At 59.4% G+C, this 22,102-nt stretch carries 21 protein-coding genes and 1 pseudogene; 8 read left to right on the plus strand and 14 right to left on the minus strand.

The genetic code is table 11. The annotated features are described in order from the left end of the window. Nucleotides 1–3: 3 nt before the first annotated feature. From SPE70_RS14040 to SPE70_RS14055, 4 genes and pseudogenes are all read right to left on the minus strand, one after another. A pseudogene (locus tag SPE70_RS14040) lies at nucleotides 4–2,267 on the minus strand (NtaA/DmoA family FMN-dependent monooxygenase). A gap of 24 nt (nucleotides 2,268–2,291) precedes the next feature. Then, nucleotides 2,292–3,413 carry a M20 peptidase aminoacylase family protein gene (locus tag SPE70_RS14045; RefSeq protein ID WP_012968083.1) on the minus strand — a complete coding sequence of 374 codons (1,122 nt, stop codon included), beginning with the start codon at nucleotides 3,411–3,413 and terminating at the stop codon, nucleotides 2,292–2,294. Beyond that, entirely contained in the window at nucleotides 3,403–4,410 is a 1,008-nt protein-coding gene (locus SPE70_RS14050) for an MsnO8 family LLM class oxidoreductase (RefSeq protein WP_012541571.1), read from the minus strand. The genes SPE70_RS14045 and SPE70_RS14050 overlap by 11 nt, the downstream gene beginning before the upstream one ends. 91 nt (nucleotides 4,411–4,501) lie before the next feature. Beyond that, nucleotides 4,502–5,053 carry a P-loop NTPase family protein gene (locus SPE70_RS14055; RefSeq protein WP_022065415.1) on the minus strand — a complete coding sequence of 184 codons (552 nt, stop codon included), beginning with the start codon at nucleotides 5,051–5,053 and terminating at the stop codon, nucleotides 4,502–4,504. Between the two features lie 95 nt (nucleotides 5,054–5,148). Here SPE70_RS14055 and SPE70_RS14060 point away from each other — a divergent pair, with 95 nt between their 5' ends. Beyond that, entirely contained in the window at nucleotides 5,149–5,844 is a 696-nt protein-coding gene (locus tag SPE70_RS14060) for a class I SAM-dependent methyltransferase (protein ID WP_023297716.1), read from the plus strand. Nucleotides 5,845–5,867: 23 nt separating this feature from the next. Here SPE70_RS14060 and dapF read toward each other — a convergent pair whose 3' ends face one another. After that, nucleotides 5,868–6,734 (minus strand): diaminopimelate epimerase, encoded by an 867-nt coding sequence (dapF, locus tag SPE70_RS14065; RefSeq protein WP_008804701.1) that lies wholly within the window; start codon nucleotides 6,732–6,734, stop codon nucleotides 5,868–5,870. 194 nt (nucleotides 6,735–6,928) lie between these two features. Between dapF and SPE70_RS14070 the strand changes: the two genes are divergently transcribed. After that, on the plus strand, nucleotides 6,929–7,816 hold the full coding sequence (locus SPE70_RS14070; RefSeq protein WP_008804700.1) for a LysR family transcriptional regulator: 888 nt from the start codon (nucleotides 6,929–6,931) through the stop codon (nucleotides 7,814–7,816). A 189-nt stretch (nucleotides 7,817–8,005) separates the two neighbouring features. Beyond that, entirely contained in the window at nucleotides 8,006–9,460 is a 1,455-nt protein-coding gene (gene ansP / locus SPE70_RS14075; protein WP_008804699.1) for an L-asparagine permease, read from the plus strand. A gap of 50 nt (nucleotides 9,461–9,510) precedes the next feature. On the opposite strand, the gene SPE70_RS14080 is transcribed toward ansP, so the two are convergent. After that, nucleotides 9,511–9,732 (minus strand): YgdI/YgdR family lipoprotein, encoded by a 222-nt coding sequence (locus tag SPE70_RS14080; RefSeq protein WP_002906779.1) that lies wholly within the window; start codon nucleotides 9,730–9,732, stop codon nucleotides 9,511–9,513. Nucleotides 9,733–9,888: 156 nt separating this feature from the next. Further along, nucleotides 9,889–10,950, minus strand: coding sequence for a 7-bladed beta-propeller protein YncE (locus SPE70_RS14085; RefSeq protein ID WP_008804698.1), 1,062 nt, complete (start codon nucleotides 10,948–10,950; stop codon nucleotides 9,889–9,891). Nucleotides 10,951–11,209: 259 nt separating this feature from the next. On the opposite strand from SPE70_RS14085, the gene pqqU reads away from it, so the two are divergent. Further along, complete coding sequence (gene pqqU, locus SPE70_RS14090; RefSeq protein ID WP_324726340.1) at nucleotides 11,210–13,315, plus strand: TonB-dependent receptor PqqU; 2,106 nt, start codon at nucleotides 11,210–11,212, stop codon at nucleotides 13,313–13,315. Nucleotides 13,316–13,387: 72 nt separating this feature from the next. Here the strand turns inward: pqqU and SPE70_RS14095 are convergent, their stop codons facing one another. Then, nucleotides 13,388–13,687: a DUF406 domain-containing protein gene (locus SPE70_RS14095; RefSeq protein WP_008804696.1), complete on the minus strand. Its 300-nt coding sequence runs from the start codon at nucleotides 13,685–13,687 to the stop codon at nucleotides 13,388–13,390. Between the two features lie 89 nt (nucleotides 13,688–13,776). Next, on the minus strand, nucleotides 13,777–14,007 hold the full coding sequence (locus SPE70_RS14100) for a hypothetical protein (RefSeq protein ID WP_074188483.1): 231 nt from the start codon (nucleotides 14,005–14,007) through the stop codon (nucleotides 13,777–13,779). Here SPE70_RS14100 and rihA point away from each other — a divergent pair. After that, nucleotides 13,969–14,904 carry a pyrimidine-specific ribonucleoside hydrolase RihA gene (gene rihA, locus SPE70_RS14105; protein WP_016161173.1) on the plus strand — a complete coding sequence of 312 codons (936 nt, stop codon included), beginning with the start codon at nucleotides 13,969–13,971 and terminating at the stop codon, nucleotides 14,902–14,904. The two genes, SPE70_RS14100 and rihA, sit on opposite strands and share 39 nt — an antisense overlap. 62 nt (nucleotides 14,905–14,966) lie before the next feature. Here the strand turns inward: rihA and SPE70_RS14110 are convergent, their stop codons facing one another. Further along, nucleotides 14,967–16,004 (minus strand): NADP-dependent oxidoreductase, encoded by a 1,038-nt coding sequence (locus tag SPE70_RS14110; RefSeq protein ID WP_064170282.1) that lies wholly within the window; start codon nucleotides 16,002–16,004, stop codon nucleotides 14,967–14,969. A 65-nt stretch (nucleotides 16,005–16,069) separates the two neighbouring features. Further along, the gene (locus tag SPE70_RS14115) at nucleotides 16,070–16,651 is read right to left on the minus strand and encodes a helix-turn-helix domain-containing protein (RefSeq protein ID WP_008804693.1); all 582 of its coding nucleotides are present in this window, start codon (nucleotides 16,649–16,651) and stop codon (nucleotides 16,070–16,072) included. Between the two features lie 162 nt (nucleotides 16,652–16,813). Between SPE70_RS14115 and SPE70_RS14120 the strand changes: the two genes are divergently transcribed. Further along, nucleotides 16,814–17,332 carry a GNAT family N-acetyltransferase gene (locus SPE70_RS14120; RefSeq protein ID WP_064170283.1) on the plus strand — a complete coding sequence of 173 codons (519 nt, stop codon included), beginning with the start codon at nucleotides 16,814–16,816 and terminating at the stop codon, nucleotides 17,330–17,332. Then, nucleotides 17,329–17,778 (plus strand): DMT family transporter, encoded by a 450-nt coding sequence (locus SPE70_RS14125; protein WP_008804691.1) that lies wholly within the window; start codon nucleotides 17,329–17,331, stop codon nucleotides 17,776–17,778. The genes SPE70_RS14120 and SPE70_RS14125 overlap by 4 nt, the downstream gene beginning before the upstream one ends. A gap of 8 nt (nucleotides 17,779–17,786) precedes the next feature. On the opposite strand, the gene SPE70_RS14130 is transcribed toward SPE70_RS14125, so the two are convergent. Next, nucleotides 17,787–18,020, minus strand: a complete 234-nt coding sequence (locus SPE70_RS14130) for a YdcY family protein (RefSeq protein WP_008804690.1) — start codon at nucleotides 18,018–18,020, stop codon at nucleotides 17,787–17,789. Nucleotides 18,021–18,036: 16 nt separating this feature from the next. Continuing rightward, the gene (locus SPE70_RS14135) at nucleotides 18,037–19,635 is read right to left on the minus strand and encodes an ABC transporter substrate-binding protein (protein WP_022064846.1); all 1,599 of its coding nucleotides are present in this window, start codon (nucleotides 19,633–19,635) and stop codon (nucleotides 18,037–18,039) included. 269 nt (nucleotides 19,636–19,904) lie between these two features. Between SPE70_RS14135 and SPE70_RS14140 the strand changes: the two genes are divergently transcribed. Beyond that, a complete protein-coding gene (locus SPE70_RS14140; protein WP_039103649.1) occupies nucleotides 19,905–21,338 on the plus strand; it encodes an aldehyde dehydrogenase in 1,434 nt (477 codons plus the stop codon). A gap of 12 nt (nucleotides 21,339–21,350) precedes the next feature. Here SPE70_RS14140 and SPE70_RS14145 read toward each other — a convergent pair whose 3' ends face one another. Continuing rightward, the gene (locus SPE70_RS14145) at nucleotides 21,351–22,100 is read right to left on the minus strand and encodes an alpha/beta fold hydrolase (protein ID WP_023297723.1); all 750 of its coding nucleotides are present in this window, start codon (nucleotides 22,098–22,100) and stop codon (nucleotides 21,351–21,353) included. Nucleotides 22,101–22,102 lie beyond the last annotated feature (2 nt).

The following is a 22,102-nucleotide window of genomic DNA, read 5'->3' on the forward strand; positions in this document are numbered from 1 at the left end:
CTGTCAGTCGCCCAGTCCGGGTGGGTTGATTTCTGATTGCGGAATACTCTCCACCCCTTCGCCCCAGCGGTTAAGCACTTTGGCGTAATCGCCGCTGGCGATAGCGCCGTTCAGCGCCGCCTGGACGGCATTCACCAGCCCGCTGTCTTTTTTCAGCGTCACCGCGATATGCGCCGCTTTCGGCCAGCCGCCATCGACGCTGCCCACCAGTTTGGTTTTGCCGGTCAGCGCCGCCTTCCATGCGCCAATCACGTTAGGGCCGAAAAAGGCGTCGGCTCGCCCGGTCTGCAGGGCCAGCGTCTGAGCGGCGTCATCCTTGGTGTAGACCGGGGTAAACGGCTTCAGCCCCTTCTTCACGTTCTCCGCGTTCCACGCCAGCAGGATCGCCTCCTGGTTAGTACCGGAGCCGACGATAATCTTCAGCCCGGCGATGTCCTCCGCCTTGTCAATTTTGTTCAGCGGACTGGTGCTTTTGACGTAGAAGCCCAGCGAGTCTTTACGGTAGGTGGCGAAATCGAACTTCTCTTTGCGCTCTTTGGTGACGGTAATATTGCTGATCGCGGCATCATATTTGCCGGAGGTAACCCCCAGCGGCCAGTCTTCCCATGAAGTAGGAACCACGTTCACTTCCAGTCCAAGGCTCTCCGCCACCAGCCGGGCGATATCCGTCTCGCTGCCGAGCAGGGTTTTGTTGTCATCGGCGAAGACCGTCAGCGGCGGTGAGTTCAGGGCTGCCACCGCGACGGTGAATTTCCCCGGCACCGCCAGATGCAGATCTTTCGGCAACAGCGCAATGGCCTGTGGATTTTTCGCTGTGTGAATCGGCGTTTTGTTGGCCTCCAGGCTCACCCCGGTGCCATTGATCTTGACGTCCTGGGCCCACGACGAGGCGCTAAATGCCAACGCGACGGCCAGCAAGAGTGTTGTTTTCTGCATAGCGTGATTCTCTTTTATTATTTTTGGAATTGATTAGCAGGTAGCGCCAGACCCAGACTTTCCCGCAGGGTGGTGCCCGGATAGTCGCGACGGAACAGGCCGCGCGCCTGTAACAGCGGAACCACCTCATCCACAAAGCGCGGGAAGGTTTCCGGCGTGCCGCCCTGAATAATGAAACCGTCCGCCGCGTGCTGTTCGAACCACAATTGCAGGCCATCGGCGACATCGCTGGCGGTGCCGGTAAAACGCGGACGCGGACTCGCTGCCTCCAGGGCCACCTGGCGCAGGGTTAATCCCCGCTCGCGGGCGTGACGTTTAATCTCGTCGGTGGTGCTGCGGAAGCTGTTTTGTCCGAGGTCGCCAATATCCGGGAACGGTTCATCAAGCGGATACTGCGAAAAATCATGATGTTCGAAATACCGCCCCAGATAATTCAGCGCATCCTCGATGGAAACCAGCGCCGCGATAGTCTGGTACTGACGTTCCGCATCCTCGGCGTCATCCCCGACGATGACGCTGACGCCCTGGAAGATATGCAGTTGGTCCGGGGTGCGCTGATATGCGCTGAGTTGGCTTTTAACATCCTGATAAAATGCCTGCGCCTCGGCCAGCGATTCCTGATGGGTAAAAATGGCATCGGCGTGGCGTGCGGCTAATTTCTTGCCGTCGTCCGACGCGCCGGCCTGGAAAATAATCGGCCGTCCCTGTGGCGTGCGGGCAATATTTAGCGGCCCGGCCACTTTAAAGAAATCGCCATGGTGATCGAGCGTATGCAGTTTATTTTTATCAAAGAACTGGCCAGTCTCCTTATTGCGCACAAAGGCGTCCTCTTCCCATGAATCCCATAAGCCTTTCACAACCTGCAGATATTCATCGGCAATGCGATAGCGCAGCGCATGATCCGGATGCTGGGCCCGGGAGAAGTTTTTCGCCGACCCTTCCAGCGGCGAAGTGACGACATTCCACCCCGCCCGTCCCTGGCTTAAATGGTCAAGGCTGGCGAACTGGCGGGCGGTAGTAAACGGCTCGCTATACGAAGTGGATAAGGTCCCCACCAGTCCCAGACGCCGGGTGACCGCGGCCAGCGCGGAAAGTACCGTTAAAGGTTCGAAGCGATTTAAAAAATGGGGAATCGATTTTTCATTGATATATAACCCGTCGGCGACAAAAATAAAATCCAGCTTCCCCTCTTCCGCTTTTAACGCCGTCTGCGTGACAAAGTTAAAATTAATACTAGCGTCCGCCTGCGCCGCCGGATGACGCCAGGCGGACATATTTCCCGATGCGCCATGTAATATCGTTCCCAGACGCAATTGTCGATTTTCAGACATAGTTACCCCTTCCCCTGTCATCCATTAAATATGTTGTAATGCCTGTTCCGCCAGCTGAGCGAAATAGTGTGCTGCGGGCGCAATAAGCCGTTCGTCCGGATTAAATGCCGGATGGTGCAGACCATATTCGCTGGCGCTGCCGATGCTGACGAACGCCCCGGGAATATGCTGAAGATAGACCGCAAAATCTTCGCCACCGAGATGCAGATCGGCGTGATGGGTGCGGTACCCGGCCTGGGCCGCCACGTCGCTGGCGAAGTCGGCCCAGCGGGCGTCATTGACCAGCGCCGTCGGGCCGGCATACCAGAAGACGTCAATCTGTGCGCCAAAGGCGCTGGCGAAACCGGCCGCGATCTCGCTGACCCGGGCCTTGACCCGCTGCTGCACTTCACTGCTGTGAGTGCGCAGCGTCCCTTCCAGCTCGACGCTCTCCGGCAGCACGTTCCAGGTATTGCCTCCCTGGATCCGCGTCACGCTGAGCACCACCGAGTCGAGGGTGTTCACTTCCCGGCTGGCCACGCTCTGCAGCACCGTCACCAGCTGGCTGGCCAGCAGGATCGCATCCTTTCCTTCATGTGGACGGGCGGCATGCGCCCCCTTCCCGGTCACTTTGAAGACGAAGCGGTCGACGTTGGCGTAGAACGCGCCGCCGCGGGTGGCAAATTCGCCCACCGGCAGGCCGGGCTCATTGTGCATGCCAAAGATCGCCGACACGTCCTCCAGCGCCCCGGCGCGGATCAGGGTTTTCGCGCCGCCAAAATTTTCCTCCGCCGGCTGAAACAGGATCCGCACCCGCCCCGGGAGTTCCGCTTCCCGCTCCTTCAGCAGCAGCGCCGCCCCCAGCATTACGCTGGTGTGAATATCATGGCCGCAGGCATGCATCACCCCTTCATTTTGCGAGCGGTAAGGCAGACCGGTCGCCTCCTCGATGGGCAACGCGTCGATGTCCGCCCGCAGGGCAATCACCTTGTCGCCGCTGCCGACTTCGGCGACCAGCCCGGTTTTCAGATCGAAGGGCAGCAGAGTCAGCCCGCCGCTCTGCAGCCAGTCGCGGATCCGCGCGGTGGTGGCTACCTCCTGCAGGGAGAGCTCCGGGTTCTGGTGCAGCTCGCGCCGCCAGCTAATCAGTTGTTGTTCAAAGGACATTCAGCACCTCCTTGCCGTAGTGAGCCTGCGCCAGCAGGCGCAGGGAGTGCAGGCGCGCTGGCCCGTCGCTAATAGGGGTATCAATGATTAATTCATCCAGCTGATCTTCCGCCTGCAGCGCGTCAAGCCGGGCTTTAACCTGTTCGGGAGTACCGGAGATCAGTGAAGATTCGCGGCGGTGGATGCGTGTCGGCCGGCTGCCAGCCTGGCGGGCAAAGGCGACGGCCTGAGCCTCACTGCCGACGGTCACCCGCTGGCCGTTCTCCAGCTCGACGCCCCACACCTCGACCTGCTGCGCCAGCGCGGCGGCGGTGGCCGGATCGTCAGCCACCACCACCTGCACGGCGACGATCGCCTCACGCGGGCTGAGCTCGCGCCAGCGGTTGATCACCGTGCGGCGTAGCGCGCTGTCGCCATTGAGATGGGCCGCAAACACGAAGTTCCAGTCAAGACGGGCGGCCAGTTCCGCACTCTCCAGGCTGGCGCCGAGCAGAAATCCGTCGGCCCGGCGCGGCGGGATCGGCGTGGCGCGCAGGCTCTCCTCTCCCCCTGGCTCAGTCAGTGACAGCCAGTTATCCAGCTGCGCCAGCTGATCGGCAAAGGTCCCTTTCTCCTCCTGATGCAGGCCCTGCTGCAGGGCGCGGGTGGAGAGCGGCAGGCCGCCAGGCGCCTTGCCCACCCCGAGATCGATGCGACCCGGCGCGAGGGCAGCCAGCAGGTTAAAGTTTTCCGCGACTTTATAGGGGCTGTAGTGCTGGAGCATGACGCCGCCGGACCCAAGACGAATGCGCCGGGTGTGGCCCAGCAGCCAGGCGATAACCAGCTCCGGCGAGGGGCTCGCCAGCTGATCGGTATTGTGGTGTTCGGCGACCCAGAAGCGGTGATAACCCCAGGCTTCGGCGTGTTGCGCCAGCGTTAATGTACGCGCCAGCGCCTGCGCGGCGGTTTCCCCGGCGGCAAGCGGACTTTTATCCAGGATACTGATTCGATAAGACATTTCGCAGGCTCATATGAAAGTACGTGCCTGCATTATTAAAATCTCAGCTAACTATTGAGAAACAATTAATTCACATGTGTACTGCTGAAAATTAGATATGCCCGCCTGGCCGCTGCGCTTCCAGCTCGCGGAGCAGCGCCTCAGCCTGCCGCGGACTGCGCACCCGGACGAAGCGAATATGACGATATTGCGGATCCTGCATGTCGGCCAGATAGCGTCGGCGATTCTGCCGCCAGGTTTTCAGCGTCCAGAGGATAATGGATTCCCGGCTGCAGAACGAACGGCGAAAGCTCTCGCGGTTGCCCGTGCCCGGCCACAGCTCCTGATGCCGCCACGCCCGGCTCGTCGCCCGCCACACCGCCTGGCGCAGCGTGCGCCAGAGGCTATAGTCGACCCAGATCACCAGATCCACCTCGCGCCATTTGACGCTGCGGCTGCGATTGTAATTGCCATCCAGCACCCAGCCCGGCGAGGCCGTAGCGGCGGCAATAGCGGCGAAAAACGCCTCATCCGGCGTGCCCTGCCAGTTCGGCCGCCAGTACAGGCGATCGAGCTCGATCCAGGGTAGTCCCAGCCTGTGCGCCAGGCGCCGGGCCAGAGTGGATTTGCCTGAGCCGCTGGTGCCGACCACGTTGATGTTCATCTCTGTTTCTCCCTGGTAGCCAAACGAATACTTATTTCAATGTTAAATGGCGTATATAGTAGTGATGTTTATCAATGATAAAAGGTGTTTTCAGGATGAACCCCTATGAAGCCCGCTACAGACAACTGTTAGCCAACGGAGCCAGCGCCTGGGCGGGTGATGGTTTTGCCAGGGCAAAGATACAACAAGAAAAAATATTTCATTGGCTGGATGCCCATGGCTATTTACCCGCTCCCGGCGCGCCGGTACTTGAACTGGGATGTGGCAATGGTGCCATGGCAGCCCAGTATCTGGCGGAAAGAGGCTATGCCGTATCAGGTGTTGATGTGTCCGAAACGGCGATCCGCTGGGCGGAAGACCGTTTTCAGCAAGCGGGTCTGGACGCCACATTTTTCGTCGGCAACGTCTGTCATCTTTCTCAATGTGAGGATGCCCAGTTTGCCTTAATCATTGATGGCAGCTGTTTACATTGTCTGCTGGAAGATGAGCGTCGCCGTTTTTTCGCCGAGGCGAGAAGATTGCTGAAACCCGCAGGCCGGCTGGTGATCGGCTCGATGTGCGGGCTTCCTCGTTATGCTGAAGACCTCGCCACTTACGATCCTGTCAAGCATCATCTCCTGAAAGAGGGGCAGCCCTGGCGTACGCTTAAACCCCTCCCGGCTTTACTGAATGAGATACAGCAGGCGCAGTTTAGCGTCCTTGCCACCGATGTTAAGCACAATGCCTGGTGGGATCATGCCACCATCGTTTGTTCGGCAAACGGGCCGTCGGCTGATCCTCAGAAGAGTTAATTTCAGGCTGACCGCGCCACCTGTTATGCAGCGCCAGTGAAGATGGCGCTGCCGCCAACAAAGCAGTCTTTATCCAGCGTCAGGCTGGCGATTTTATGCACCGGGCCACGCATACGGACCTGAAAATCCGCGTCGAAGGTGATGTGCAGCTGACCACCAGGCATGTTGACATCCACCCGATCGTCCACCTTCCCTAACCGGCGCATCGCGCTGGCAGCCGCGCAACTGCTGCTCCCGGAGGCCATCGTGAACCCCGCGCCCCGCTCCCAGATACCAATCTTTAGCGTATGGCGATCGATAACTTCCACGAACTGGACATTGGTGCGTTTGGGGAACAAGGAATGGTTTTCGATTTGCGGCCCTAAACGATGAACCTGCGCCAGGTCGAGCTTATCGACGAGGACAACGCAGTGGGGATTGCCCATGGAGACCAGCACGACGGACAGGGTTTCATCCGCCAGCGGCAAAGGATAATTCACCGCCTCAGGCAAATTCACTAAGGCGGGCAGCGCCGCCGGATTGAAATTCGCCCGCCCCATGTCGACGCTAATCTGATGAACATCGCCATGCACAGTGCAATAGACGTCACCGCCCGCCGTATGTACCAGAAAGGGCTCATGGCCGACGCGACCGATATCAAAAAGATAACGCGCATAGATCCGTAGCCCGTTACCGCTTTTCTCCGCTTCGGAGCCGTCCGGATTGATAATACGCAGTGTGGGATTGATCTGATCGCCGCTGTCGATCAGCAGACCATCCGATCCCACGCCATAGTGGCGATGGCACAGCATTTGAATATGCTCGTTGCTCAACTGTTCGGCAACGTCGCGATGGCATACCAGGTAATCATTACCCAGCCCGTGATATTTATGAAAGTGTAAGGGTGTCATTGTGTGGGTTCGCCTGGCGCTGCAGTTTTTTGGACATCTTACATTACATTCACCGTCTTGATGAATTAAACCCTGCGTTGTTAACCGTGGTGGTCATTCTGCTCCACTGCGTCCGGCTATCAGACTGGCGCCTCCCCTCCGTCGGGCTTACACTCTGCGTACCTGTGAGCGGTATTCATCAATCCGGAAAGATTATGCTAAAAGAGAACGTAAACGATCTGCTCTCCTTTATGGTGGTAGCGCGTGAGCGCAGCTTTACCCGCGCAGCGGCCCAGCTCGGCGTGTCACAGTCGGCGCTCAGCCATGCCATGCGCCATCTCGAAGCGCGTCTAGATGTGCGGCTGCTGACCCGCACCACCCGCAGCGTGGTACCGACCGAGGCGGGTGAGCGACTCATTCAGCGCCTCGGTCCGCATCTGGAGGAGATGGAGCGGGCGCTGACCGCGCTGCGCGATACGCGCGAACGCCCGGCGGGCAACCTGCGCATCACCGCCGGGGAGCATGCCACCAGCACCGTACTCTGGCCGGCGCTAAAGCCATTTATGCTGCAATATCCGGATATTAACATCGAAATCACTGTTGATAATGGCCTCACGGATATCGTGGATGGCCGGTTTGACGCCGGGGTGCGACTCGGCGAACAGGTGGCGAAAGAGATGATTGCCGTGCGCATTGCCCCGGATATGCGGATGGCGGTAGTAGGTTCGCCAGCCTATCTGCAGCAGGCCGGTACGCCGCAGACGCCCTGGGATCTTGCGCAGCATCGCTGCATCAATCTGCGCCTGCCGACACGAGGTGGACTTTACGCCTGGGAGTTTGCCCGCGACGGCCGGGATATCCAGGTGCGGGTGGAGGGGCAAGTGATCCTCAACAGCCTGCCGCAGCGCATCGATGCGGCGGAGGCGGGCCTCGGTCTGGCCTACGTTCCGGATGACTGCGTGGCGGAGGCATTAGCCAGTGGCCGGCTGGTGCAAGTGCTGGCGGACTGGACCCCCACCTTCCCCGGCTACCATCTCTACTACCCCAGTCGACGCCAGCATACCAGCGCTTTCACTCTGTTGCTGGAAACTCTGCGACGCTGATCTCATTGATAAATCTGTCAAATGCTATCGGTAAATGTTTTAGGTGCGTAACTATTACGTTACGTGTAGGATTCAGCGCCATGTCTGAGCTTATCTCCTACGTCAGAATGATGAGAAAGCCAGCATAATGTGCCAGCCGTCATCCACTCCGGCTGCAAACATGGGCATTGACAGGAAACTGATACATCAATGAATACGAAACACGACACTGCAGCGGAGCACCATGCTGCGAAACGCCACTGGCTCAACTCACATGAAGCGGGTTATCACAAAGCGATGGGCAACCGTCAGGTACAGATGATCGCCATCGGCGGCGCTATCGGTACCGGTTTGTTCCTCGGCGCCGGGGCACGTTTACAAATGGCAGGGCCAGCGCTCGCCCTGGTCTATCTGGTCTGCGGCATCTTCTCCTTCTTTATTCTTCGCGCCCTCGGCGAACTGGTTCTCCACCGCCCCTCGAGCGGCAGCTTCGTCTCCTATGCCAGGGAATTCCTCGGTGAAAAGGCCGCTTACGTGGCCGGCTGGATGTACTTCGTTAACTGGGCCATGACCGGGATCGTCGATATCACCGCCGTGGCGCTGTATATGCACTACTGGGGCGCGTTTGGCGATGTGCCACAGTGGGTCTTCGCCCTTGGCGCGCTGGCAATCGTCGGTACCATGAACATGATCGGCGTAAAATGGTTCGCCGAGATGGAATTCTGGTTCGCGCTGGTCAAAGTGCTGGCGATCGTTGCGTTCCTCGTGGTCGGCACCATTTTCCTCGGCTCCGGTAAGCCGCTGGACGGCAATGCCACCGGCTTCCATCTGATCACCGATAACGGCGGCTTCTTCCCTCACGGCCTTCTGCCGGCGCTGGTGCTGGTGCAGGGCGTGGTCTTTGCCTTCGCCTCCATTGAACTGGTGGGCACCGCGGCCGGTGAGTGTAAAGATCCGGAGTCGATGGTACCGAAGGCCATCAACAGCGTGATCTGGCGTATCGGCCTGTTCTACGTCGGTTCGGTGGTGCTGCTGGTGCTGCTCCTGCCGTGGACCGCCTACCAGGCAGGACAGAGCCCGTTCGTCACCTTCTTCTCCAAACTGGGCGTACCGTATATCGGCAGCGTAATGAACATCGTGGTGTTAACCGCCGCCCTCTCCAGCCTCAACTCCGGCCTCTACAGCACCGGACGTATCCTGCGTTCCATGTCGATGGGGGGCTCCGCGCCGAAGTTTATGTCGAAAATGAGCCGTCACCACGTCCCTTACGCCGGGATCCTGGCGACGCTGGCGGTGTATGTGGTGGGGGTGTTCCTCAACTATCTGGTGCCGTCGCAGGTGTTTGAGATCGTGCTTAACGTCGCGTCGCTGGGGATCATTGCTTCCTGGGGCTTTATCGTGGTGTGTCAGATGCGTCTGCGCAAAGCGATCAAGGAAGGAAAAGCGGCGAAGGTGAGCTTCAGAATGCCGGGGGCGCCATTCACCTCCTGGCTGACGCTGCTGTTCCTGTTCAGCGTGCTGGTGCTGATGGCCTTCGATTATCCGAACGGCACTTACACCATTGGCTCAATTCCACTGCTGGCGGTGCTGCTGGTAGCTGGCTGGTTTGGCGTGCGTAAACGCGTGCATGCGATCCACAGTACGGCGCCGACGCTCAGGAAGTAACTGGCAGGACTCCCGGTTTGCCCGCGACGGACAAACCGGGAGGTCAGGATTTAGTTATCCTCAACCAGCTGCGACACGTCGCTACTGTTAATTTCCCGCTTATTACCAGACTCATCGATATAGCTGGTCATCCCCGTTTCTTTATCCAGCTGCGGCTTGCCGTGGGTGACGATCGTCTGACCGCTTTTGGTGGTCATAACGTAGTTGGACGAACAGCCTGCCAGCAGCGCCAGCATCGCACCGGCGCAAATCACCATAAATGGCTTTTTCATTTTATCTCCACTGATTACCACTGCCCGCGCAAGGCGGGAAAGCGTTAAGTGTATAACCATCTGGTTTATCAGGCCAATACGCGTTTGTAACAGAGGGTGAGGTGCCGGGCGGCATGCGGGGCGCGACCTTGACCGATCGTCGTCGCCCCGGGCATCTTACAGCGCGATGCGGATCACGTCGTCCGGCGCGGTGGCCTCTTTCTCACGGCTGGAAGCCTGTTTCACGCTGACATACAGCGTTTTGCCGTCATCAGAGAGCGCCAGGCTGTTGGGGTGAGTCGGCGTTTTAAAGGTCTTCACGATCTTGTAGCGCTTACCGTCGATAACGCTGACTTCCCCGGCCTTACGGTGCGTCACATAGGCTTCATTACGCGTCGGGTTAAACAGCACCGCCAGCGATTCCGGCGCGGCGATTTTCTCCAGCACCTTACCATCGCGGGTATCGACCACCAGCACTTCCGGCTGCTTGCTGTCGGTAATAAAGGCGCGGTGACCGGCGGTATCAAGGCTCAGGTTTAAGTAGAAGTGCGCTTTGCCATCGTCCTGCAATTTCTTGCGCGACACAATGGTATTGCTCTCGCTGTCGATGGTCAGCAGTTCGCCGTCGGCATTGGTGGTATAGAGGCGTTTCGCCTGCGGATCGATCGCCAGACCCGTCGCCATTGCCCCGGTGCCGGTAATAGTGGTTTTCAGCTTCAGGGTCGCGCCATCTACCACCCAAATCACGCTCTCTTTGCCCAGACCGGTAATGTAGACCGTGTTGGTCTGCTCATTGACCGCCAGCTCGCGCGGTTGCAGTGGGCGTACGGTTTCACTGCGCTGACGCTCGTCCAGCACCAGACGCCCTTTCACGGCGCCGGTTTTGGCGTCAATGGCGGTGACGGTGCTGTCGACGGTATTGCCAAACCACAGCGTGCCGGTGGCATGGTTGATAGCAGCGCCGAACGGCTTCAGATCGTTGTGAATAATCTGCGTCACGTCCAGGGTGGTGGGGTCAAGACGATAAACAATACCGCCCTTGTCCAGTGAGCGACTCTGCGACGTGGCGACCCATAACGCGTTCTCCTGCTGGCTGTAGGCCATTTCGTAGGCCCCTTTTCCGACGGCCTTACGCAGCATCTCATCCGCAGCGTGGGCGCTAAAGCTACCTGCCAGCAGCAGAGAGGTGAATAACAGTGAATGGCGCAGACGCGGCGCGGCAAAATGACGTAGTGACATGACGACTCCCTTTGATAAACCAGTATGTGCTGACCCGACATCGCTTCCGGCGGTAAAGTCCTGGCTTTACCCTTATTTTTGAATGCGAATAGTAATCATTATTTATCTCAAAGTGGAGCGCTAATTGTTGTTGTTCGGTAAATTCATCAGCAAGAAGCACTATCCGTTAACCAACGGCGGTTAATAATTTTCAAATGTTTTACAAACGGGGTAACATATCTACATATGTTCCATTTGGTTCGTCTCCCGAGTACTATCGATGAAAATCCTGTCCGTGCGTCACGCCGCCCTGCCGGCGCTGCTGCTACCGCTGATTGCCGCGGCCCAGACCGCTGATGAACAAACCATGGTGGTGACCGCCGCGCCAACCACTGTTTCTGAACTGGATACCCCCGCTGCCGTCAGCGTGGTCAATGGGGATGAAATGCGCCAGGCCGCCCCGCGCGTCAATCTCTCTGAATCACTGGGCGCCGTACCGGGCCTGCAGGTGCAGAACCGGCAAAACTATGCCCAGGATCTGCAACTGTCGATTCGTGGCTTTGGCTCTCGCTCCACCTATGGCGTGCGCGGGCTACGCATCTATGTCGATGGTATTCCGGCGACCATGCCAGACGGCCAGGGGCAGACCTCGAATATCGATATTGGCAGCGTCGACACCATTGAGGTGCTGCGCGGCCCCTTCTCTGCCCTGTACGGTAACTCGTCCGGCGGGGTGATCAACGTCACCAGCCAGACCGGCACCCAGCCGCCCACCGTGGAAGCCAGCAGCTACTATGGCAGCTTCGGTACCTGGCACTACGGGATGAAGGCCACTGGCGCCGTTGGCGACGGCAGCCATGCAGGCGATGTGGATTACACGGTCTCGACCAACCGCTTCACCACTCATGGCTATCGCGATCACAGCGGCGCACGCAAAAATCTGGCGAACGCCCGACTGGGGGTGCGCATCAACGATGTCAGTAAGCTGACGCTGCTGCTGAACAGCGTGGATATCAAAGCCAATGACGCCGGCGGCTTAACCGCCGACGAATGGCGCGATAACCCGCGCCAGTCGCCGCGCGGCGACCAGTATAATACCCGCAAGAATACCCGGCAGACCCAGGCCGGCCTGCGCTACGAGCGCCAGCTGAGCGCCCAGGACGATCTCAGCGTCATGATGTACGCCGGTGAACGTGAAACCACGCAGTTCCAGTCGATCCCGCGCGCGCCGCAGCTGAAACCGAGCCATGCCGGCGGGGTGATCGACCTCACCCGTCACTACCAGGGAATCGATACCCGCCTGACCCATCGCGGAGAGCTGCTGGTGCCCGTCACCCTGACCGCCGGTCTCGATTACGAGAACATGAGCGAGCGCCGTAAAGGGTATGAAAACTTTGTGATGGTCAACGGCGAGCCGCAGTATGGCGAACAGGGTGCGCTGCGCCGTAACGAACGCAACCTGATGTGGAACGTCGACCCCTACCTGCAGACCCAGTGGCAGTTAACGGACAAACTCTCGCTCGATGCCGGGGTTCGCTACAGCTCAGTATGGTTCGACTCGAATGACTACTACATCACCCCAGGCAATGGCGATGACAGCGGTGATGCCAGCTATCACAAGTGGCTGCCCGCAGGCTCGCTGAAGTATGCTCTGACCGACGCGTGGAACGTCTACCTCTCCGCTGGCCGCGGCTTCGAGACGCCGACCATTAACGAACTGTCATACCGCTCCGATAACCAGAGCGGCCTTAATTTCGGCCTGAAGCCCTCCACCAATGACACAGTGGAGATCGGCAGTAAGACGCGGCTCGGCAATGGGCTGCTCACCGCCGCCCTGTTCCAGACCAATACCGATAATGAGATCGTGGTCGACAGCAGCAGCGGCGGGCGCACCAGCTATAAAAACGCCGGCAAGACCCGTCGTCAGGGGATGGAGCTGGGGCTGGATCAGCAGTTTGGCGAGAGCTGGCGTCTGAAGGCGGCCTGGACCTGGCTGGACGCGACCTATCGCACCAACGTCTGCGACGACGCCAGCTGCAACGGCAACCGCATTCCGGGGATCGCGCGCAATATGGGCTACGCCTCCTTTGGCTATCAGCCGGAGCAGGGCTGGTACGCCGGCAGCGATATTCGCTACATGAGCGACATCATGGCCAATGACGAAAACACGGCTAAAGCGCCTTCCTGGACGGTGGTTGGCCTGACGACCGGCTATAAATGGAGCTACGGCAGGATGGACATGGATCTGTTCGGCCGGGTCGACAACCTGTTCGACCGGGAGTACGTCGGGTCCGTTATCGTAAACGAGTCCAACGGGCGCTACTACGAGCCTGCTCCCGGACGCAACTACGGCATCGGCCTGAACCTCGCCTGGCGCTTCGAATAACACGCCCCTTCCCCGCCGGCGGTGATTGGCGGGGAAGGCTTAACGATGTGGCGTTTTCCCCACGGACGCGGGTTAAAGCAGATTTCGCAGGGATAACTCGAAAATGATCTTTTCCGCCTGGCAGGAGAAAGCGATGGCGAGATCGAGTTTAACCTCGTCGCCAGCGGCGGCGATGGTGTAATCGACCTGCGGCGGTTCACTGGCCGGCGCCGCGGCGGCAGCACGTTCGCGCACAGCGGCTACGGTGGATTCCGCTTCTTCGCGGCTCGGGAACATTTTCTCAGCCCGGTAGACGCAGTCCTCGTTATCAATGATCGTCCCGACATCAATGGCGCAGCCTTTGGTGCTGCATTTATCTACTACATCTTTCATCGTAATAACCTCTCGAGTTTTCTTAAGGATAAGAATCCGCTCACCGAAAAGCAAACCATTAATATCCGTAAGGATTAGCAATTTTTCTATTATATCGCGCCGCGGCGGGCGCCAGCTTGCGCCATCGCAAGGTGAGGCAATATGACTGCCGACGATCGCCTGACGATACGCGATGCCATCGCAGCAATCGTGGCCTCCATCACACTATTATGCACACCATCTCGTCTGCCTCGCCTCGCAGCGTTAGTCTGGTCACAGAACAACGCCAACAAGGAGCTGCTATGGCACTGCCGATGATGATTGATTGCGATCCGGGACATGATGACGCGATCGCCCTGGTCCTCGCCCTCGCCTCGCCGGAGCTGGAGGTGAAAGCCGTCACCGCTTCCGCGGGCAACCAGACCCCGGAGAAGACCCTGCGCAACGTGCTGCGTATGCTGACGCTGCTGAACCGGCCGGATATCCCGGTGGCCGGCGGCGCGTGGAAGCCGTTGATGCGCGATCTGATCATCGCCGATAACGTGCACGGCGAGAGCGGACTGGATGGCCCGAGCCTGCCGGAACCAACCTTTGCCCCGCAGAACTGCACCGCCGTCGAGCTGATGGCCAGGGTGCTGCGGGAAAGCCAGGAGCCGGTGACTCTGGTGGCCACCGGGCCGCAGACTAACGTGGCGTTGCTGCTCGCCAGCCACCCGGAGCTGCACGCGAAAATCGCCCGCATCGTGATCATGGGGGGCGCAATGGGGCTGGGCAACTGGCAGCCGGCGGCGGAGTTTAATATTTTCGTCGATCCGCAGGCGGCGGAAATGGTCTTTCAGTCCGGGATCCCGGTGGTGATGGCGGGGCTGGATGTTACGCATCGGGCGCAAATCCTTCCCGCCGATATCGAGCGATTCCGCCAGATTGGCAATCCGGTGTCGACCATTGTCGCCGAGCTGCTCGACTTCTTTATGGCCTACCACAAGGATGAAAAGTGGGGCTTCGACGGCGCGCCGCTGCACGATCCCTGCACCATCGCCTGGCTCCTCAAGCCGGAGATCTTCACCACTATCGAACGCTGGGTCGGCGTGGAAACGGAAGGAAAATATACCCAGGGGATGACGGTGGTCGATTACTACCATCTGACCGGCAATCGGCCCAATACTACCCTGATGCTGGATGTCGACCGTGAAGCCTTTGTCGATCTGCTCGCCCAGCGGTTAACCTTTTACGCCTGACACGCCTCCCATGCCCCTTTTCCCTCACGGGAAAAGGGGCAGAGTAAGTCGGATCCGCCGGACTAGTCGTCGGCCGCGACGCGGATCACCACTTTACCGAAGTTCTCACCTTTCAACAGGCCGATCAGCGCCTGCGGCGCCTGATCCAGACCGTCGATCAGCTGTTCGCGATATTTAATTTTCCCCTCTTGCACCCAGCGCCCCATCTGCTGCTGGAATTCCGCGATCCGATGCCCGTAATCCTGGCCGATAATAAAGCCCTGCATCCGGATGCGCTTCTTGAGGATGGTCGCCATCAGCAGCGGCAGACGATCCGGTCCGTCTGGCAAACCGGTGGCGTTATAGCCGCTTACAAGCCCGCAGACCGGTACCCGCGCTGCGGTATTCAGCAGCGGCAGCACCGCGTCAAAAACCTTGCCGCCGACGTTTTCGTAGTAAACGTCAATGCCCTGCGGGCAGGCCTGGGCCAGCTGTTCGGCAAAATCATCCGCACGATGGTCAAGGCAGACATCAAAGCCTAACGTCTCAACCGCATACCGACACTTCTCCGCGCCTCCAGCGATGCCGACGGTGCGGCAGCCCTTAATTTTGCCGATCTGTCCGACCGTGGCGCCAACCGGCCCGGTCGCCGCAGCGACCACCAGCGTTTCGCCCGCCTTCGGCTGGCCGATGTCCAGCAATCCCATGTAGGCGGTGAAGCCCGGCATCCCCAGAACTCCCAGCGACCATGACGGGTGTTGCGGGTCGTCACCCAGCTTCACCAGTCCGTTGCCGTCGGAGAGTTCATAATCCTGCCAGCCGCTGTAGCCCAGCACCCAGTCGCCGGGTCGATAATCGGCATGATTTGAGCTGACCACGCGACTCACGGTCCCTCCTACCATCACCGCGCCAATGGCCACCGGTGGCGAATAAGAAGGCGCATCGCTCATGCGCCCGCGCATATAGGGGTCGAGCGATAAATAAACGGTACGCAGCAGAACCTGCCCCGGCCCCGGCGTCGGCACCTCGCTCTCTTCCAGGCGGAAATTCTCTGCCGTCGGTTCACCATGGGGGCGGGAAGCCAGTACCCAGCGGCGATGGCGTTGCGGTTGATCTGTCATAGCAAACTCCTCTTGTTAGCAGACTGTACTGAGGCTAGCTGCTTTATGCGCAACGTGCTTTACCATTAAGAGCCGGATGGCGATTGATTAAGGCGAACCACCAGATAGACGCAGGTCTCCGCGGATTCATTGATAAAGCGACAATCGTTGGGCGGACCAAGCTCCAGACAATCCCCCTTCTGCATCTCATGACGGGTAGTCCCTTCGACAAACACCAGCTCGCCCTGCTGCAGCCAGATCAGCTGGCGGGCGAGCGCATAGGAAGAGGCCGGCATGGGCACATCGCTGCCGGGCGGCAGCTCAATCTGCACCAGATCGATCGGCAGATCGCTGCGCGGCGAGACGTGGCGGCGGAGATAGTGGCTTTGCGGGTCGTGCCACACCGGCTGGCTGGCAAAGCGCAGCAGCTTACCCTCCTGCATTTCCGCCCGGGCGATCAGCGTCGACATACTGATGCCGAAGGCGCCGGAAAGACGGCCCAGCATCGAGGCCGTCGGGCTGCTTTCGCCGCGCTCGATTTTATGGATCATCGCCCGCGAGGCGCCAGCCCGTTCGGCGAGGTCGTTCAGCGACCAACCGCGGGACTCACGCTCGATGCGGATGCGCGCACTGATGCGCTGATTGAGGTTGTCTTCTATAGTATTCATAACGTAATACTATAGTGTGCACCCACCCATTACACAACTGCTCGTCGGGCCGCTTGCTTACCGGGTCATCCGTAAAAATTATGCGGAAAACGGATGACAGCGCGATGTTCATTATTGTAATAATATCGTACTACTATAGTGTACAAAAAACTGAGGTTTGCTATGTCCATCCGCCCTGCCACTAAAGACGACTGTGCAGCGATCGCCGAGATCTATAACCACGCCGTCGTGCATACCGCCGCTATCTGGAATGATAAAACCGTGGATACCGACAACCGTATCGCGTGGTTTGAAGCCCGCCAGCTGGCCGGCTTTCCGGTGCTGGTGAACGAGGAAAACGGCGTCATCACCGGCTATTCCTCGTTTGGCGACTGGCGCGCGTTTGACGGTTTCCGCCACACCGTGGAGCATTCGGTGTACGTTCACCCCGATCATCAGGGGAAAGGGCTGGGTCGCAAACTGCTGGTTGCGCTGATCGCCGAAGCGCGTCGGCTGAATAAACATGTGATGGTCGCCGGTATTGAATCGCAGAACCACGCTTCGCTGCATCTGCATGAAACGCTGGGCTTTATCACCACCGGGCAGATGCCGCAGGTAGGAACCAAATTTGGTCGCTGGCTGGATCTCACCTTTATGCAGCTGCAGCTGGATGAGCGTCAGGACCCGGACGGCAAGGCATGAATGCGTCGCTCACCCTCGCCTGTCTGGTTGCCGCCGGCGTTGGTCTCGTGGTGCAGAATACCCTGATGGTGCGCATCACCCAGTCGGCGTCGACGATCCTTATCGCCATGCTGCTCAATTCGCTGGTGGGAATTGTTATTTTCGTGACGATGTTACTGCTGCGCCAGGGCGTCGCCGGCTTTCAGGAGCTGGCCCTGAGCGTGAAGTGGTGGACGCTGATCCCCGGCCTGCTGGGGTCCTTTTTCGTCTTCGCCAGCATCAGCGGCTATCAGACCGTGGGCGCGGCCACCACCATTGCGGTACTGGTCGCCAGCCAGCTGGTTGGCGGGTTGATCATGGATTTAGTTCGCGCCCACGGCGTGCCGGTGCGGGCGCTGATCGGGCCGGTATGCGGCGCGGTGATGCTGGTGGTGGGCGCCTGGCTGGTGGCCAGGCGCCAGTTCTGAGCGCATCTTCAGAGGATCGCGCCGCCTTTCGTCAGCTGCTCGCGGCGCGCGTCCTGCTCTTCCTGATGCTGTCGCCCATGATGGGCGATGGCGGTGCGCAGGCGCTGCTGCTGGGTATAGCGTTCCTCACGACTGAGTTGTGGATCATCGCTCAGGGCGATCAGCAGCTCATTCATATGAGTGATAACGCCCTCGGCAAGGGTGTCATCGACTTTGACGATAACCTCATCCAGATGTGCCATCCGGTTCTCCTTTCGCTTAATTCAGCTTCGCTTTGGAAAAATCGCTCCCCATCATGCTCACGCGGTAGCCGCTGACGTTGCTACGGGTGGCATAGAAGGTCTTGCCGGTCGCCAGGGTGATCCACGGCGCCTGCTGGTAGAAGATCTCTTGCGCCTGTTCATAGAGTTTGGCACGTGCCTGCGGATCGCTCACCAGCAGCGCTTTCTTCACCAGCGCGTCATAGGACTTATCGCACCAGCGAGCGGCGTTGGAGCCGGTCTGGATATTATCACAGCTGAGCAGCGTACCGGCAAAGTTGTCCGGGTCGCCGTTGTCCGACATCCAGCCATACAGGGCGCTGTCGTGCTCCCCTTTGCGCATACCGGCAAGGTATTCGCCCCATTCATAGCTGACAATCTTCGCTTTGACGCCCACTTTAGCCCAGTCGTTTTGGATCATTTCGGCGATCCGCTTCGAGTTCGGGTTGTACGGACGCTGGACCGGCATCGACCACAGGGTTACTTCCGCTCCTTGCTCCAGACCCGCCTGCTTGAGCAGCGCTTTGGCTTTCTGCGGATCGTAATCATAGTCCGGGAGATCTTTCTTATACCCGAGCATCGTCGACGGGATCGGTGATTTCGCCACGCTGCCGGAATCGAGGAATACCGCCTTGACGATCGCCTGCTTGTCGGTGGCATAGTTTAATGCCTGGCGCACCAGCACATTATCAAACGGTTTTTTCTCCGTGTTGAACGCCAGATAGCCGACGTTCAGCGCCTCAACCGCATGCAGCGCCAGATCTTTATTGCCCTTAATCACCGGGAACTGAACCGGCGAAGGCGCAGGAATAATCTGGCACTCGTTGGTCTGCAGTTTCGCCAGACGGGTCTCGACGTTCGGCGTAATGGAGAAGATCAGGTGCTTAGTCGGCACCTCGCCTTCCCAGTAGTGGGGGTTGGCGATATAGCGGATTTGGGAATCCACTTTATACTGCTGCAGGGCATACGGCCCGGTACCGACAGGCCAGTTATCAACATTCTCCGGCGTCCCTTTCTTCAGCATCGCCTCGCCATACTCCGCCGACAGAATAGAGGCGAAGTCCATGCCCCAGTCGGCAAGAAACGCCGCGTTCGGCTCGTTAAGCACGAACTGGACGTGATAGTCATCGACCTTTTTCACCGACTTAATCAACTTATCGAGGCCCACGTCGTGGAAGTACTCATAGTTCCCCTGCGACACTTTGTGATAGGGATGCTGAGGATCCATCTGGCGCAGCACGGAAAACAGGACGTCGTCGGCGTTAAAATCGCGGGTTGGTTTGAAGAATTTGTTGCTGTTGAACTTCACCCCCTGACGCAGAGTAAAGGTCCAGGTTTTGCCATCCTCAGAGACGTGCCACTCGGTGGCCAGCGACGGGATCGGCGTGTTCTTCACCGGGTCAAAGGTGACCAGGCGGTTATACAGCACCTGCGAGCTGGCGACGAACGACGGGCCGGAGCTGGCGATTTGCGGATTAAAGGACTCCGGAGAGGCTTCTGAGCAGTAGACCAGTGTGTCATTGCCTGCGGCCCAGGCGGCGCCGGCCGGCAGCAGTGCGCTCAGCAGCAGCGCCAGCGTGGTTTTCCCTGTAGACATGGTTATAAGTCCTGATTATTGATTATAAGAACCGTAATATCAGCACAGGCGCCCGCCCCCGGCAAATAATCAATGGCTATCACCTTATGCAAATCACGCTGAAATCGCTGGTTTAATCGGCGTAGCGCTGTTTTTTACGCCAGCAAGTGTCGGGATGTTGTGAGCCACACATAATTCCTGCAAAAAAATGTGCGATAACCGCCCTGCTCACGCTCACTGTCAGTAGTGCCCGGTACACTGGGGGAACCGCAGAACAAGAGGTTTCCACCATGACAATCACCTGCAATCTGTACATTGACGGCCAGTGGCACGATGCCGAAGGCCGCCGCACCTTTACCCGACGCCACCCGGCCCACGACGACGTCGCCTCGGTGGCCGCGGCCGCCAGTCTCGCCGACGGCAAACGCTGCGTCGAAGCCGCGGCCAAAGCCTTCCCGCTGTGGCGTGATACCTCTCCGGCGGAACGACGCCGTTTACTGCTCGACGCGGCGGAACATATGCTGTTGCGGGAGGCTAAATTTATCGCCGCCATGGCGGCGGAGACCGGCGCGACCGCGCACTGGGCCGGCTTTAACGTTCATCTGGCGGCCGATATCCTGCGCGAAGCGGCGGCGCTGACCACCCAAATTGAAGGGCAAATTATTCCCTCCAACGTGCCGGGCAACCTGGCGATGGGCGTCCGCCAGGGGGCGGGGGTGGTACTGGGCATGGCGCCGTGGAACGCACCGCTGATTCTGGCTACCCGGGCGCTGGCAACGCCGCTGGCCTGCGGCAACGCAGTGATCCTCAAGGGCGCGGAGCTGTCGCCGGCCACTCAGGGACTGATTATCGACGCCCTTGACGCGGCGGGCTTCCCACCGGGGGTGGTGAACTATCTTACCTGTGCGCCTGAAGATGCGCCGGCGCTGGTGGAATCGCTGATCGCCCACCCGGCGGTGCGGCGCGTTAACTTTACCGGATCCACGCCGGTGGGGCGGATTATCGCCCGCACCTGCGGGCAATATCTTAAACCAGCGGTGCTGGAGCTCGGCGGTAAAGCGCCGCTGCTGGTGCTGGACGATGCTGATATCGAGCAAGCGGCGGCGGGCGCGGTTTTTGGCGCCTTCGCCAACGCCGGCCAGATCTGCATGTCCACCGAGCGCATTATTGTCGACAACGCCGTAGCAGAGGTGTTTATCCCGCTGCTGGCCAGGCGCGCCGCCGCCCTGCCCGCCAGCCTGACGGGGCCGGTGGTTGATATGAACACCATCATCCGCTGCAACGCCTTAATCGACGATGCGTTAGCCAAAGGCGCTCGCCTGCTAACCGGTGGTAAAGCCAGCGATACCCACATGGCGCCGACCTTGCTGGACGGCGTGACCCGCGAGATGCGGCTGTGGAACGAAGAGTCCTTCGGCCCGGTAAAAGCGATTATTCGGGTTAAGAATGAAGAAGAGGCGCTGACGGTGGCCAACGACAGTGAATACGGTCTTTCCGCTGCGGTCTACAGCCGCGACAGCGCCAGAGCGTGGAACGTGGCGCAACGTCTGCAAACGGGCATTTGCCATATCAATGGCCCAACGGTGCATGATGAAGCGCAAATGCCGTTTGGCGGCTGCAAAGCCTCGGGCTATGGCCGCTTTGGGGGGCGGGCCGGCATCGCGGAATTCACCGAACTGCGCTGGATAACACTCCAGACCCAGCCCCGCGAACTCCCTTTCTGAGCCGGTATTCTTTTAACCCTGGCTGGCGATGATCTGCGCCAGCCCTTGCGGATTCTCCCACGCCATCGAGTGCCCCCCGCGGGGCACAATCCCGACCGGGATCCCTTGCGCCTCAGCCAGGTCAATATCGGCATAAGGCAGGGAGAGCTCACCGACGATGAGCCTTTTTTGACAGTGCAGCTGGCAGAGCTGAGTAAACCAGGGGGTATCGCTGCCACGCATCAGGCTGCTGGCGGCCCGCCAGACGGCCCAGGGCGCGCTGTTTTGCAAACAGCCAGCCCATGGCGAGCGCTCCTCAGCCAGCATTCTGGCATAGCCTTCGGCAATAAAGGCCGCCTCTGTCTGCGCCGCAATGCGCCTGCTGTACTCACCGCCGCCGGCAAACAGATTGGGTTCAGAGACCAGCAGCGTGGTCACGCGCTCGCCCAACAGCCTCGCCGCTTCGATGGCGATGCTTCCTCCCATGCTATGACCGAACAGCGCGAAGCGCTGCAGGCGCAGATGGTTAAGTAGCTGCTCCACGACTTGCGCCTGAATATGTATGTTGTAACTAAAGTCGTGCGGTTTATCGCTGTAGCCGAAGCCTGGCAGATCGATGAGTATTTTACGCCGTCCGTTCAGCGCAGGATCGCTGGCGACGCGGGGATAATCGTAGGATGACGCGCAGCCGAGACCGTGGATAAACACCACCGGGAGGCCATCTCCCGGAAGATCGAGCCAACGCAGCGTGGCGCCTGCGACGGAAGAAAAGAAACCGTTCACCT

Origin of the sequence: Klebsiella sp. ZJOU C1, assembly GCF_035620215.1 — a bacterium.
Lineage (GTDB): Bacteria > Pseudomonadota > Gammaproteobacteria > Enterobacterales > Enterobacteriaceae > Klebsiella > Klebsiella variicola.

What these genes read in the sequence shown, in the direction of transcription:
- SPE70_RS14045 (WP_012968083.1), bottom strand. Translation starts at nt 3,413, where the DNA reads ATGTCCTTTGAACAACAACTGATTAGCTGGCGGCGCGAGCTGCACCAG.
- SPE70_RS14050 (WP_012541571.1), bottom strand. Translation starts at nt 4,410, where the DNA reads ATGTCTTATCGAATCAGTATCCTGGATAAAAGTCCGCTTGCCGCCGGG.
- SPE70_RS14055 (WP_022065415.1), bottom strand. Translation starts at nt 5,053, where the DNA reads ATGAACATCAACGTGGTCGGCACCAGCGGCTCAGGCAAATCCACTCTG.
- SPE70_RS14060 (WP_023297716.1), top strand. Translation starts at nt 5,149, where the DNA reads ATGAACCCCTATGAAGCCCGCTACAGACAACTGTTAGCCAACGGAGCC.
- dapF (WP_008804701.1), bottom strand. Translation starts at nt 6,734, where the DNA reads ATGACACCCTTACACTTTCATAAATATCACGGGCTGGGTAATGATTAC.
- SPE70_RS14070 (WP_008804700.1), top strand. Translation starts at nt 6,929, where the DNA reads ATGCTAAAAGAGAACGTAAACGATCTGCTCTCCTTTATGGTGGTAGCG.
- ansP (WP_008804699.1), top strand. Translation starts at nt 8,006, where the DNA reads ATGAATACGAAACACGACACTGCAGCGGAGCACCATGCTGCGAAACGC.
- SPE70_RS14080 (WP_002906779.1), bottom strand. Translation starts at nt 9,732, where the DNA reads ATGAAAAAGCCATTTATGGTGATTTGCGCCGGTGCGATGCTGGCGCTG.
- SPE70_RS14085 (WP_008804698.1), bottom strand. Translation starts at nt 10,950, where the DNA reads ATGTCACTACGTCATTTTGCCGCGCCGCGTCTGCGCCATTCACTGTTA.
- pqqU (WP_324726340.1), top strand. Translation starts at nt 11,210, where the DNA reads ATGAAAATCCTGTCCGTGCGTCACGCCGCCCTGCCGGCGCTGCTGCTA.
- SPE70_RS14095 (WP_008804696.1), bottom strand. Translation starts at nt 13,687, where the DNA reads ATGAAAGATGTAGTAGATAAATGCAGCACCAAAGGCTGCGCCATTGAT.
- rihA (WP_016161173.1), top strand. Translation starts at nt 13,969, where the DNA reads ATGGCACTGCCGATGATGATTGATTGCGATCCGGGACATGATGACGCG.
- SPE70_RS14100 (WP_074188483.1), bottom strand. Translation starts at nt 14,007, where the DNA reads ATGTCCCGGATCGCAATCAATCATCATCGGCAGTGCCATAGCAGCTCC.
- SPE70_RS14110 (WP_064170282.1), bottom strand. Translation starts at nt 16,004, where the DNA reads ATGACAGATCAACCGCAACGCCATCGCCGCTGGGTACTGGCTTCCCGC.
- SPE70_RS14115 (WP_008804693.1), bottom strand. Translation starts at nt 16,651, where the DNA reads ATGAATACTATAGAAGACAACCTCAATCAGCGCATCAGTGCGCGCATC.
- SPE70_RS14120 (WP_064170283.1), top strand. Translation starts at nt 16,814, where the DNA reads ATGTCCATCCGCCCTGCCACTAAAGACGACTGTGCAGCGATCGCCGAG.
- SPE70_RS14125 (WP_008804691.1), top strand. Translation starts at nt 17,329, where the DNA reads ATGAATGCGTCGCTCACCCTCGCCTGTCTGGTTGCCGCCGGCGTTGGT.
- SPE70_RS14130 (WP_008804690.1), bottom strand. Translation starts at nt 18,020, where the DNA reads ATGGCACATCTGGATGAGGTTATCGTCAAAGTCGATGACACCCTTGCC.
- SPE70_RS14135 (WP_022064846.1), bottom strand. Translation starts at nt 19,635, where the DNA reads ATGTCTACAGGGAAAACCACGCTGGCGCTGCTGCTGAGCGCACTGCTG.
- SPE70_RS14140 (WP_039103649.1), top strand. Translation starts at nt 19,905, where the DNA reads ATGACAATCACCTGCAATCTGTACATTGACGGCCAGTGGCACGATGCC.